This is a genomic window from Flavobacterium sp. MEB061, from assembly GCF_000834715.1.
GTDB classification, from domain to species: domain Bacteria; phylum Bacteroidota; class Bacteroidia; order Flavobacteriales; family Flavobacteriaceae; genus Flavobacterium; species Flavobacterium pectinovorum.
In genome coordinates, this window is the sequence record NZ_JXQR01000036.1 from 44,255 (window position 1) to 57,019 (window position 12,765).

The window sequence follows — 12,765 nt, forward strand, 5'->3', positions numbered from 1 at the left end:
TATTATTAACTTATTGCTGTTTGAATTTTATCTAGTTTTAAATTTAAGTGCACGCGGTAATATTGATTGTCTTGTGTAATAGTAAGTTCGTGCGCATTTGGGTAAAGCAAATCTAATCGGTTTTGAATATTTACTAAGCCAATTCCTGAATTATCAGGATCTTTAACGTAATTTTCAATGGTGTTTTCTATCCAGAAATCCAGATTATCATCTAATATAAAAACCTTAATTTTTACATGAGCCGCTCCTTTATAATCGGTTCCGTATTTAAAAGCATTTTCTACAAATGAAATTAATAGCAAAGGCTCAATAAATTTATTTTTGGTATTTCCGTGAACATTGATAACAATGTCTTCGATATTATTAAGGCGGAGCTTTTGTAATTCGATGTAGTTTTGAATGTAATTGATTTCTTTTTCTAAAGCCACCGTTTTATTATCAGTTTCATACAGCATGTAGCGCATTAATTCTGATAATGTTACGATGGCATCAGGGACCAAATCAGATTTCTTGTGTGCCAATGAATAAATACTGTTTAAAGAATTGAATAAAAAGTGCGGATTGGTTTGTTTTCGCAAATAAATTAATTCAGTATTTGTTCTGTGCGTTTCGGCAATTAATTTGTTTTGTTGATTGTTATAAAATTCAGTTAGTGTTTTAATAATAGCACTTATCGTAATAATTAAAATATAGAAAAGTGAAGGTGCAATTTTAAAAAACCAAGGCTGTCTTCTCATCATGACTACATGTCTGCCATCTCTAATAAAATCATGCGGATCACGAGGCATCATTTTAGGAGGGAGCATATTTGCAGGTCTTACATGGTTAAATTCAGGAATAAAGTAATTGATCCTGATAACCATGAAAATAAAAATGAGAGCAAAAACAAAGGCAAAATAAAGCCAGTATTTTTTTTCTAAAAGAAGGGCAGGCACCAAATAAAAATAGTTGAGATAGAACAAAATAATTCCCGTGGCCCATTGTACATAAAAATCGTTATTGATCCTGAAAGGGCTTTCATAAAACTGAATCAATGATGTCAGGATAAAGAAAGTCCATATAATACTATGGAATAAAATTTTGTTTGAGCTGGTATTTTTGATGCTGCCTATGTTCATTTAGAATTTTATTTTTAATAAAATTAAATCATTTTTCGTTACTGTTGGCGAATTATTCTCTTTGAGTTTTTGCGCCACCAGATTCCCTACTTTTAATGCATCTTCTTCTGTCGAAAAACTTTTTGTATCGTTTATAACAGGAATAATAGATTGTTTGATTATTGTTTTGTTTTTGTAAGCAATTGAATATCCCCAGCCCGAAATTGTTTTGAAAGATTCCGTTTTGAGTGTTTCGCTTCTTGTGCAGGCTGTAATTTGCAAAAGCAGAAAAAGAAACAATAAATTCTTCTGGATTTTACTCCAGAAGAATTGTTTTTTCATATTAATTATCATCGTCATTTTGTTCCTCTAAAGGTTTGAACTCCCATGCATCATCAAAATAAGTAGTACCTATTCTACCTAACATGTAGAACCCTCTGTTGTTAATTGCAAAACCAACTGCATCGGTTCTTGTAGCACCTTCCATTGGAGTTCTTTCTACCCAAAGATCTGTTGTAGGATTGTATTCCCAAACTGTTTTTACACTTTCACCACCAACAATATAACCTAAATTGTTCATTGAAAAAGCGGAAGCATTTGAACGGACAATTGCATAATCATCATTGAATGAATCATCATCGTCATCATCCTGATCGATATCTCTTTTACGAGTCCAGACATCTGTAGCAGGATCAAATTGCCAAAAATCTTCCTGATAAACACCATTGTTGATTCCGGTTGCCAGATAAGCTTTATTATCAATTATAAAAACAGTTGCATTACGTCTTTTGTTTCCGCTGAAACCATTTACAAGGGTCCATGTATTTGCCTGATCATCGTATTGATAAAAATCTTTCAAGTAATTTCCATCATAACCAGTTCCAATATAAGCTTTTCCGCCTACCTGAAAACCTACCGCTGCGTAACGCGCTGTACCTGCAAAGTCAGTTTTTTGAGTCCATGCATTACTTGTTGGATCGTATTGGTAAAAATCTTTCAGTTTATTTGTTCCGTCATAACCAATTCCAACATAACCTTTATCGTTAAGTGTAAAACTAGAAGCCGAACTTCTTCCTATACCAATAAAGTCTGCCTTTTGTTCCCAATAGTCACCAGTTGAATTATAAGCCCATAAATCTTTTAAATACTCATCTCCTGTATAGCCTGTTGCTATATAAGCATAATCACCAATAACAAAACTAGTGGCACTAGATCTTGCTGGTCCATCAAATGCTGATTTTTTAATCCAGTTTCCTATTAAATCATCATCGTCATCACTATTACTGCACCCTATAAAAAAGAGGGTCGAAAATAATGCCGCGAATAATATTCCATTTTTTAAATTATTCATCATAGTGTATTAAATTTATTTATTGTTTGTATTTGATGCCAATGCCTAAAATGTAACCGTTTCCGGTATTAAAATCATAAACCTTATGATTGTCGTTATCGAGAATATTGTATTTTTTATTAAAATCGTAACCTGCATTAAAATTTATAAACCAATTTTTATCGACGTTTCTTTCATATTCAAAAGCAGATGTCATTTGCGATGTGCTAATTTTTGTTCCATTATTAGCAATAAGCGTATGATCCAGATTATAAAAAGTACCATTAAAACTATTCGTCAGGCTAAATGCATTTCGAATATTATTAGAATACGAAATCTTCGAATCCGGAAATCCAATCATCAATGCACTTTTATCGTTTACTTTATATTGTACGGATAAAGTGGGCAGGAATTGCGGATAACCAAATATTGCTGTTCTTGCAACTCCAACATTTATATTGGTCTTCAAATTTAACTGCTGACTTATTTCAAAACTTCCTAAGAGCGTTACATCAGAAAAATCAAGAGTCTTTTGAAAATTTGCCGTTGGTGTCAAAGCAAGATTCAGTTTAGTATTTGAAATTTCGTGTGAAATTTCAAATTTATTCTTCAACTGACTAAATTTATCCAGAGTTTCAAATGCCTCAAAACTTCCAATATCATAATTCACCCTCAAATTCGAATATTCTACTGTGTTCTTTATTTTGTTTTTCGAATTGATTGCTGTACTGAATGATATACCGATACCGGTTTCGTTAAAATCTATTTTATCTGTTGGCTCTGTTTTCAAATTTGCATTTACTGAAAATTTTTCCTGAGCTTTCATATTCAAAAACGAAATCAAAAAAAGAGAACCTATTAAAAGCCTTATTTTCATTACTTAATTATTGGTTCAAAAGTAGGTGCCTAATGGTTTTAAAAAAAAGAAGATATATGTATGGCTCTTTTTGATAGACTAAATACCCTTTTTTATGGCTGAACCAATTATTTGTTTGGCGAAACCTATCGTAGATGATTTTTTGCTATTTATAGGCTAAAAAGGCAAGACTGTATATGTTATAGTGTAGTGCAGAAGTGTGCATTTTATATTTGTTCAAAAAATAAGATTATGCATAAGTATATATTGATGTTGGTTTTTGCTCTTACAATGATTTCATGCGGTACTGATACAGATGCCGGAGAGTTTGTTGTTGGGTCTGATTATTTGGCGGTAAGCAATAAAGTAATTTTAATTGATACCGTAACGGTCGAAATGTCTACCATAAACTTTGATTCACTTGTAACCTCAAGTCAAAGCCGAATTTTAATTGGTAATTATGAAGATCCTCTATTCGGGAAAATAAAATCAAACAGCTATTTTCAATTAGCAGGAAGTTCTTATACTCTTGAAAGTACAGGTTCTGATACTGAAGCTGTAAATTATGTTTTCGATTCTATTTCGATGATCTTAAAATATGATAATTACTATTATGGAGATACAACAAAAGTTCAAACGTTTGATATTCATAGAATTACTCAGACAGTAAAACCAAATACAGACGATGATAGTTTTTATAATAACTCGACTTTAAGTTATGGAACCGAAAGTCTTGGAACTATAGCCTATAAACCCAGACCAACAGAAAAAGATTCGATTAATATTCAAATGGATGCTACTTTTGGAAGTGAGCTTTTCCAGAAAATTAAAAAAAGAGAGATTACGGGGCTAACAAACTTAACAGAATATTTAAAAGGACTTGTTTTGGTTCCTAATATTGATAATTCTTCGAGTGTAATTGGTTTTAATGCCACTACAAGTGTCGTCAGGATGTATTATTCCAAATATCAGAGCGACGATGAAACTTCTTATTATATAGACTTTACCATTGCAGATGTTTCAAAGCAGTTCAACTCTATTTCCTCAGATAAAACCGGAACGGTAATTCAAAATTTACCCATTTCGAGCAGTAAATTATCCAGTTCATTAACAGACAGGCAAGGGTATATTCAATCAGGAGCAGGAGTGGCCTGCCGGATTGATTTTCCAAATATAAAGCAGCTCAAATACATTTCAGAAAAAGGCGCAATTGTCGATGCACAATTGATTTTAAAACCGGTTAATAATTCTTATTCAGAACAATATCCGTTAGAAGATTCATTGCGTGTATATGTAGCCGATAATTTGAACAGAATTAGCGCCACGCTATTAAATTCTGCAGGAAGTACTGTGTATGGAACATTAAATCAAAAAAGTGACGAATTCAATGAAAATGTTGGTTATACAATTCCGATAGGAGGGTTTCTTCAAAAAGAAATGTGGAAAACATCCGATTCAAAATCTTCTCTTATTTTGACATTGCCCGGAATTTCTAAATCTGTAGACAGAATTGTTTTAGGAGACCAAAAGCACGCAAACAATAAAATTCAACTAAAAGTTTATTATATCTCATATTAGATGAAAAATAAAATAATTTTTTTAAGTTGCTTCATTCTAATGTCGCTAACTGCATTTTCTCAAAGTATTTCAAGTTCTCCTTATTCATTATATGGTGTAGGAAGTTTGTATGACTCTGATTTTGGTTCGATTCCATCTATTGGTTCATCAGGAATAGCATTGCCTTCAGATCTCTTTATCAATAATTTAAATCCTGCTTCATTAGCTTACTTGCCTCTAAATCATTTTATGTTTGATATCGGAGGAAAAGCAATCGCAACAACTTATGAAAGCGGATCAAGATCTGAAAAACGAAATAATTTTCAGTTTTCTCATATTGCTTTTGCTTTTCCGGTTACAAAAAAATCAGGATTTAGTGTGGCTTTGCGACCATATTCAAGTGCGACATTTAAAATCTCAAATTTAAAATTGCCTATCTCAGATAGTCAGGAATATTATTACTTAACAGCGGCGGGTTCTGGCGGATTAAATAATTTTGATTTTTCTTATGGTTATAGAATTGGAACAAAAATATCCGTTGGAGCTTCAGCTACTGTTTTGTTTGGTAATACAACAGATGACAGGAGTTATCTAATCTCAAATTCTATTACAAGTATTAGTAAAAAAACAGATTATAGTGGTTTACGCGCAACTTTAGGCACTCAATATCAAATTGATTCGACTTTTACGGTTGCATCCACTTTTAAATTGCCAACAAAGGTTAAAGCTTCAAAAGTGCAAAGTGTCGAAACTTTAACCAATGAGGTTGTTTCTACGGTAGAATCGAATGTTGCTTCAGATGCAGATGATTATTATATGCCTTTAGAAATAGGAGTTGGAATTAGCAAACGTTTTAAGAATAATCTAAATATGACTGCAGATTATGAAAAAAGCCTTTGGAAGAATACCAATCAGTCTGAGTTATACGGAGATTTTGTTAATCAGGACCGATTTGCACTTGGATTTACATATAGCGCCAAAAAGAATATCAGAAGATATTGGGATCGGGTTCAATATGCTGCAGGAGCCAATTTTGACACCGGTTACCTTGAAGTTGATGGAAAAAGAGTTAATAACGCATCAATTTCTATCGGGCTTACATTACCAATAGAAAATACTTTTTCTGCCTTAAATATTTCCTATTCTTATGGACAAAAAGGAAAAGTTTCAGAAAATCTGATAAAAGAAAATTATCATAAAATATCCCTTAATTTGTCTTTAGACGGAATTTGGTTCGTCAAGCGAAAAATAGAATAGTGACTTAAAAATCCTTTTGTATTACTTCATATTTGTCATTCAAAATTGATTTTAAAACAGAAGGATTTGCATTTGCATAAAATACAGGTTCGCTTTCTCCTTCATCAGAAAAACCAACTTTTTCGCGCAGCACATTTTGAGTTTGTCGAGCAACCGCTTCTCCGGAATCAATAATCTGAATATGCTCCGGAAGAATTTTTTTAATCTGAGGAATCAAATACGGATAATGACTGCAGCCCAAAACCAGGTAATCAATATTTGCATCAATCATAGGTCGCAAGTAAGTTTCTAACAGATCAGTCATTTCAGGAGAATTCAAATTTCCATCTTCAATAAGCTGCACCAATCCATGACCTACTTGTTCAATTATGGTTGTGTTTTGAAACATTTCGGCTGTTTTATTAAACAATTCGCTGTTCAAAGTTCCTTGTGTAGCTAAAATTCCAATAACCTGGGTTTTCGAATTATTGGCCGCCGGTTTTATTGCCGGTTCAATCCCAATAAAAGGAATATCATAATCAGCACGAAGTTCCCTAATAGCATTTGTGGTTGCAGTATTGCAGGCAACAACAATTAGTTTACAGTTATTTTCGATTAAAAAGTCAACATTTTTTTTACTTAAAGCAACAATCTCTTCTTTGGTTCTCTGGCCATAAGGAGCATTTTTATTGTCTGCTAAATAAATGGTTTTTTCGTTGGGAAGTAGTTCGTGAATGGCGCTCCAAATGGAAGTTCCTCCAATACCGGAATCAAAAACGCCTATAGGATTGTTGTTTGTCATAGAACAAAGTTACATATTTCTATGTTTTTCTACAATTTAGATGCTAAATAAAACGGTTAAGAAAATGTAAAAAAAGTACTATATTTACAATTAACCTTAAATAGCTATAACTATGAAATTTATTAAAAATTGCGAAAAATTATCAAAAGAAGAACTTAAAAGTATTAATGGTGGAAGCGCTCCTTATTGTCCGGTTGGTAAAGTTTGCTATCGTGGGGAAGATAGTAACGGGAATCTACTTTGGGATTGTGTTCCAGTAACAACTCTATGCCCGGGAATTTAAGAAAATCATAATGTACAAAAGGAGTTTTATTACTCCTTTTTTTATTTGTTGAGAAATACTTGGATATTTTGTTGTTTTTGTGACATGAAATTAATTTGGTTTTCAATTTCAAAAGCATCTTATACTTTTACTGATGCAAAAGCGAAGTATCTAACAGCGAATCAGGTTTTGTCTTTAATGCCGATAAATAAAGTTAATCTGGCCTTGATTTACGAGAAAGAGAATAATTTTAAAATGGGATTGGAAGGATATTTTACAGATGAGCAATTTTTATACAATGGTATACAAAATTCCTGCTTACTGGGAATTTGGATTTATGGTTGAAAAAATATTATGGTAAAAATTTTCTTTTTCAACTTTAAGAATTTTACAGATACTAAACAAAGTAACTATAAATGAGTTGTAAATGATCCGCACAGTGCACCAACTTTTGGTGATATATGGAGATGCATATATACAGAAGATTTTACTATTAACGGAGGAGTAAAAATAAAATTATAGAAGTAAAAAAAATGGCTCAAACTTAAAAAGTTGAGCCATTTTAATAATAAGATTATTTCTTAGAATCCTAAATCTTTTTTAACATCAGCAGTAATGTTTGGACCATCAGCTAATAAAAGAGTAGAACCATCTAATACATATTGGAAACCTTTAGCTTTTCCAACTTTTTGGATAGAAGCTCTTACTTTTTCCATTAATGGTTTTACGATGTCAGTTTCTTTTTGTTGTAGTTCTTTTTGTGCATTGTCTCTATAGTCAACAATTCTTTTTTGCATGTCTTGAACTTCTTTAGAACGCTCACCGTTTACAGCTTCAGTTACAGTAGCAGCTTCAGCCTCATACTTTTTGATTTTTACTTGATATTCATCAACCATTTTTTTGTATTCAGTATCGTATGTACCACTTAATTTTTGTAGTTGATTTTGAGCATCAAGCATTGCAGGCATTTTCGACATAATCTCGCTAACATCAACATGAGCTACCTTAGCTTGTGCATTCATTGTGTTACTTGCTCCTAAAACTAGTATCGCAGCAATTAGTAAAGTTTTGATTTGTTTCATCATTTTTAAAAAAATATTAATTAATTATTGGTCGTATTTGTTTTCTGTGTTTCGGCTTCTTTTGCTTTTTTAGCAGCCTCTCGTTCTTCTAAAATTTTCTTCTTTCTGTCTTCTAACTCTTTTTTTCGCTGTTCATAAATCTTCTGTCTTTCTTCGGCCTTGGCTGCTGCTGCGTCAGCGGCAGTATTTGTTGGTGTCGTTGTTGTAGCTGCGGGCTCGGTTGTTGTTGAAGAAGGTTTTGCTGTAGCATCAGTTTTTGTTTCTTCTGTTTTAGCTGGTTCAGAAACCGTGCCATTTTTTTTGGCTTCTCTTTCTGCTAAGATCGCTTTTCTTCTGTCTTCATATTCTTTTTTCTTAGCTTCTTGTTCCAGCCTTCTGTCTTCGATCAATTTTTCTCTTACAGCCTTTCTTTCATCTAATACCTTTTGTCTTTCTGCCATTTCAGGATTTTCGTCAATGGCATTTTCCCGGCTCTCTTTAACTTCTTGCTCTTTCAATTGTTTTTTAGTCAATTGCTCTCGCTTATCAGTTCTGTTTAGTACACGTATAACCTGATCACTAATGTCAAATCTTTTATTACTAAAAAGCATTGTTAAATCAGATGACTTGTCAAAAACAAAATCATAGTTTTTAGCTTCTGCAATATCCTGAACAGCTGTAAAAACCTGATCTTGTATAGGTTTTGCTAACGCTGCTTTATGTCGAATTAAATTTCCATCAGCACCAAATTGCTTTTGCTGATAGTCCATCATTTCATCTTCCTGAAATTTAATTTCGCTTTCTCTTTCATCAATAAGCTCCTTAGTAAGTAAAGCTTTTTCGGCTTTAAGATTTTCTTTGAGTTTATTGATTTCTAGTTTTTTGGCTTCTATTTCTTGTTTCCATTTTTGAGCTTTTAGCTCTAATTGGGCTTTTGCTTCCTTATAATCGGAAACATTTTCTAAAATATATTCCATGTCGATGTAGCCAATCCTAGTCGTCCTTGTCTGCGCTTGACTTGTAGAAGCTACAACCAAGGCTAAAAATATAAATAAAAATTGTTTTCTCATAACATTACTTTATTTTGAAATTTTTAGCCAAATGTAATAAAATTTGTACTAAAAAATACACTAAAATTGTTGTCCAATGATAAAGTGTGTTTCCCATCCATTTGCTTTATTTGTAACAGATCCTGGCAGAGCGTCAAATCCATAACCAAAGTCAATACCTAATAATCCAAATGCAGGCATAAATACACGTAAACCAACACCGGCAGAACGATTTAAATCAAATGGGTTATAATCTTTAAAAGTTGGATATGATGATCCTGCTTCCAAAAAGGTCAAAGCATAAATAGATGCTGATGCTTTTAACGTAATTGGATAACGTAACTCCATTGAGAATTTATTATAAATAGTTGCTCCAATTTGATCTCCGGCTGAATTCACCGGCGTTAATGAGTTATTTGGGTAACCTCTTAACTGAATAGTTTCTCTACCATCCATAGAATAGTTGGCCATTCCATCTCCTCCTAAATAAAAACGTTCGAAAGGTACAACACCTCTTGACTGATCATACGCTCCTAAGAAACCAAATTCAGTTAATGTTCTTAAAACTAATTTACCATATACTTTAGTATACCAGTCTGCTTTAAATTTAACTTTATAGTATTCTAACCAGTTGTATTTCTTTTGGTCAACTTTTCCAACATCAGTGTCAGCGCTTCCATAATCAGATCCTACACCTACAGTACCGGATGTTCCGTTTACTGTTTCAGTTTTTGTGTAATCTCCAGGGCTAATTGGCTGTCCATCTGCACCTGAAATTACTTCTGTTCCTGTATATTTCGTTTTATACTCCTTTTGATTTTGTAAATCTGAATAGTTAATTCCATTAAACAATGAATATGGAGGTGTCACTTTTGCAGAGATACTAAATTCAGAACCATAAGTTGGGAATATTGGGTTAACCCCTTTATTACTTCTTGAAATTCCGATAGTATAAGCTAAGTTTCTTGACGCTCCGTTACCAAAGGTAAATAAACCTGTATTATAATTATTTAAATCATAATGCTGATAACTGATAGATTGTGATAACACAAAATAATCATCCGGCACTGTTAGCCTTTTAGCAAGTCCAACCTGGACTGTAAAAATATTAAAACTTTTGCTCTTATCAACGTCTCTGGTAATGTAATTATTAAGAAATTGCGTACTATAAGAGATAGATGAACTAAATTGTACTGGTTTTTTACCTCCAAACCATGGTTCAGAGAATGATAAACTATACGTCTGGAAATATGTACTTCCTTGTAAACGAAGAGATACTTTTTGACCATCCCCCATTGGTAAAGGCCTATAAGCTTCTTTCTTAAATATATTTCTTACAGAGAAGTTATTAAACGAAAGCCCTAAAGTACCAATGAAACCACCTCCACCGTAACCACCCTGAAGTTCAACCTGGCTTGATCCTTTTTCTACTACGTGATATTCAATATCAACAGTTCCTGCAGCTGCATCAACATTTTTGAATTTTGGATCGATAGCTTCAGGATCGAAAAATCCTAATTGTCCAATTTCACGAATAGTTCTAACTAATTGTTCTTTACTATATTTTTCTCCCGGTTTAGTTCTTAATTCACGGTAAATAACATGATCGTTTGTTTTGTCATTTCCTACAACTGATATTTTATTAAAATAAGCGATAGGACCTTCGGTAACTCTAATTTCAAAATCGATAGTGTCATTAACTGTTCTTACCTCTACAGCATTGATGTTTGAAAACAAATAACCGTTGTTTTGGTATAAGTTTGTAATATCTTCTGCATCTGGTTTTGTTTTATCAGCAATTCTTTTTTCAAGTAAAACGCCATTATAGGTTTCACCTTTTTTAATTCCTAAATAACGGTTCAAAAGTTGATCTGAGTATACTGTGTTTCCTAAAAATTTAATATTTCCGAAGTAGTATTTATTTCCTTCTTCCATATTGATTTTTATAGCCAGCATATTCTTCTCCTTATTATAGGTAACAGAATCATAAATAATACGGGCATCACGATATCCTTTTTCCTTGTAAGTAGCAACAACCTTTTCTAAATCGGCTTTGTATTTTTCAGGAATAAATTTTGACTTTTTTAGAATGCGCAGAAAGTTTTTTTGTTTAGTGTCCTTCATTGCTGCTCTTAACTGATTATCAGTAAGCTTTTCATTGCCAATGAAGTCAATTTTACTAATTTTTACTTTATCGCCTTTGTCTACGCGAACAAGCATATTGACCTGATTTCCACCGGTAGTGTCAGCAGGTGTATTTGTAATAGTAACTTTTGTATTATAATAACCTTCTTTTTTATATTTATTTTCAATATAATTTTTGGTCGTTGTAATTAAGTTTTCGTTTACAATTTTATTTTTGGTTAAATTGTTATCCTTAATTAATCCTTCGACTTTACTTTTCTTGATACCAACAAATTTTACCTCGTTTAGTTTAGGAAGTTCAACAATATTTAAGTCAAGATAAATACTATCATTATCAATTTTATTTACGTAGAAAGCAATTTCATCAAAAAGTCCAAGTTTGCCCAGTTTTTTAATTGCACCACTGATTTCTTCACCGGGAACGGCTATTTCCTGTCCTTTTTGAAGACCTGAAAAGGTAACAACGGTTTGTTCATTGAAGCTTATTTTACCAACAACAGAAACTTTAGCAAGAATGTATTTTTTTCCCTGATCAAAAGGAACTCTTTCTTGTGCTTTTATTTGTGAAAAACTACCCAAAAGAAGTAGGGTAAGGACTATTTGTATTCTTTTTTGTAACACTAAAAAATTATTTAATTTGTTCACTGGTTTTTCCAAATCTACGTTCTCTTTTTTGATAACTAATAATAGCCTCATATAAATCTTGATCTTTAAAGTCTGGCCACAAGACATTAGTAAAATATAGTTCTGCGTAGGCAATCTGCCACAGCAAAAAATTACTTATTCTATGTTCTCCACTTGTTCGTATTAATAAATCTACGTCAGGTAAATTTTGCGTGTAAAGATGCTCATTTATAATTGAATCGTCAATAGTGTCTATTGAAATTATATTATTTTTAACTTTATCACTGATGATTCTAACGGCATTTACCAATTCTTCTCGTGATCCGTAACTTAAAGCCAATGTTAGCGTTAGGCGCGTATTATTTTTTGTTTTATCAATAACGTCCTGAAGTTCTTTTTGAGCGGTTTTTGGTAATTTATCAAGATTTCCAATAGCATTAAGCCTGATATTGTTTTCTTGTAAAGTGCCAAGTTCTTTTTTTAATGAATTGATTAATATTTTCATTAAAGCTTCAACTTCTAATTTTGGGCGATTCCAGTTTTCTGTTGAAAAAGCATAGAGCGTTAGATACTCAATGCCAAGTTTTGCACAAGTGGTAATTGTTTTTTTTACTGATTTTGTACCATTTTCGTGACCAAAAGCTCTTAAGAACCCTTGTTGTTTTGCCCAGCGACCATTACCGTCCATGATTATGGCCAGATGTTTAGGTAAGTTTGTTTTGTCTATAGAGTCTATTAGGTTCATT

13 protein-coding genes are annotated in these 12,765 nt (G+C 32.5%); 4 read left to right on the plus strand and 9 right to left on the minus strand.

Going from position 1 to position 12,765, the window contains the following annotated elements:
• Window positions 1-5: 5 nt before the first annotated feature.
• From RT99_RS15490 to RT99_RS15505, 4 genes are read right to left on the minus strand one after another with little or no spacing between them, the layout of a single operon-like run.
• The gene (locus RT99_RS15490; protein ID WP_042565671.1) at window positions 6-1,118 is read right to left on the minus strand and encodes a sensor histidine kinase; all 1,113 of its coding nucleotides are present in this window, start codon (window positions 1,116-1,118) and stop codon (window positions 6-8) included.
• On the minus strand, window positions 1,119-1,439 hold the full coding sequence (locus tag RT99_RS15495; RefSeq protein ID WP_242607215.1) for a DUF4907 domain-containing protein: 321 nt from the start codon (window positions 1,437-1,439) through the stop codon (window positions 1,119-1,121).
• 1 nt (window position 1,440) lies between these two features.
• Window positions 1,441-2,448 (minus strand): kelch repeat-containing protein, encoded by a 1,008-nt coding sequence (locus RT99_RS15500; RefSeq protein ID WP_042565672.1) that lies wholly within the window; start codon window positions 2,446-2,448, stop codon window positions 1,441-1,443.
• Between the two features lie 19 nt (window positions 2,449-2,467).
• Entirely contained in the window at window positions 2,468-3,304 is an 837-nt protein-coding gene (locus RT99_RS15505; RefSeq protein WP_042565673.1) for a DUF6268 family outer membrane beta-barrel protein, read from the minus strand.
• Between the two features lie 231 nt (window positions 3,305-3,535).
• Here RT99_RS15505 and RT99_RS15510 point away from each other — a divergent pair, with 231 nt between their 5' ends.
• Both RT99_RS15510 and RT99_RS15515 read left to right on the plus strand, forming a co-directional pair.
• On the plus strand, window positions 3,536-4,861 hold the full coding sequence (locus RT99_RS15510) for a DUF4270 family protein (protein ID WP_042565674.1): 1,326 nt from the start codon (window positions 3,536-3,538) through the stop codon (window positions 4,859-4,861).
• Window positions 4,862-6,097 (plus strand): aromatic hydrocarbon degradation protein, encoded by a 1,236-nt coding sequence (locus RT99_RS15515; protein ID WP_042565675.1) that lies wholly within the window; start codon window positions 4,862-4,864, stop codon window positions 6,095-6,097.
• A gap of 4 nt (window positions 6,098-6,101) precedes the next feature.
• Here the strand turns inward: RT99_RS15515 and murI are convergent, their stop codons facing one another.
• Window positions 6,102-6,878 carry a glutamate racemase gene (murI, locus tag RT99_RS15520; RefSeq protein WP_042565676.1) on the minus strand — a complete coding sequence of 259 codons (777 nt, stop codon included), beginning with the start codon at window positions 6,876-6,878 and terminating at the stop codon, window positions 6,102-6,104.
• 112 nt (window positions 6,879-6,990) lie between these two features.
• On the opposite strand from murI, the gene RT99_RS25155 reads away from it, so the two are divergent.
• Together RT99_RS25155 and RT99_RS25580 are read left to right on the plus strand one after the other, a co-directional pair.
• Window positions 6,991-7,161 (plus strand): bacteriocin, encoded by a 171-nt coding sequence (locus tag RT99_RS25155; RefSeq protein WP_117614823.1) that lies wholly within the window; start codon window positions 6,991-6,993, stop codon window positions 7,159-7,161.
• Window positions 7,162-7,245: 84 nt separating this feature from the next.
• Window positions 7,246-7,485: a hypothetical protein gene (locus RT99_RS25580; protein WP_042565677.1), complete on the plus strand. Its 240-nt coding sequence runs from the start codon at window positions 7,246-7,248 to the stop codon at window positions 7,483-7,485.
• Window positions 7,486-7,721: 236 nt separating this feature from the next.
• Here RT99_RS25580 and RT99_RS15530 read toward each other — a convergent pair whose 3' ends face one another.
• The 4 genes from RT99_RS15530 to RT99_RS15545 are packed head-to-tail and all read right to left on the minus strand — an operon-like array spanning window position 7,722 to window position 12,764.
• The gene (locus RT99_RS15530; RefSeq protein ID WP_207384896.1) at window positions 7,722-8,225 is read right to left on the minus strand and encodes an OmpH family outer membrane protein; all 504 of its coding nucleotides are present in this window, start codon (window positions 8,223-8,225) and stop codon (window positions 7,722-7,724) included.
• A gap of 17 nt (window positions 8,226-8,242) precedes the next feature.
• Entirely contained in the window at window positions 8,243-9,271 is a 1,029-nt protein-coding gene (locus RT99_RS15535; protein ID WP_042565678.1) for an OmpH family outer membrane protein, read from the minus strand.
• Window positions 9,272-9,331: 60 nt separating this feature from the next.
• Entirely contained in the window at window positions 9,332-12,091 is a 2,760-nt protein-coding gene (locus RT99_RS15540) for an outer membrane protein assembly factor (protein ID WP_042565679.1), read from the minus strand.
• A complete protein-coding gene (locus RT99_RS15545; protein ID WP_042565727.1) occupies window positions 12,024-12,764 on the minus strand; it encodes an isoprenyl transferase in 741 nt (246 codons plus the stop codon). The genes RT99_RS15540 and RT99_RS15545 overlap by 68 nt, the downstream gene beginning before the upstream one ends.
• Between the last annotated feature and the right edge of the window lies 1 nt (window position 12,765).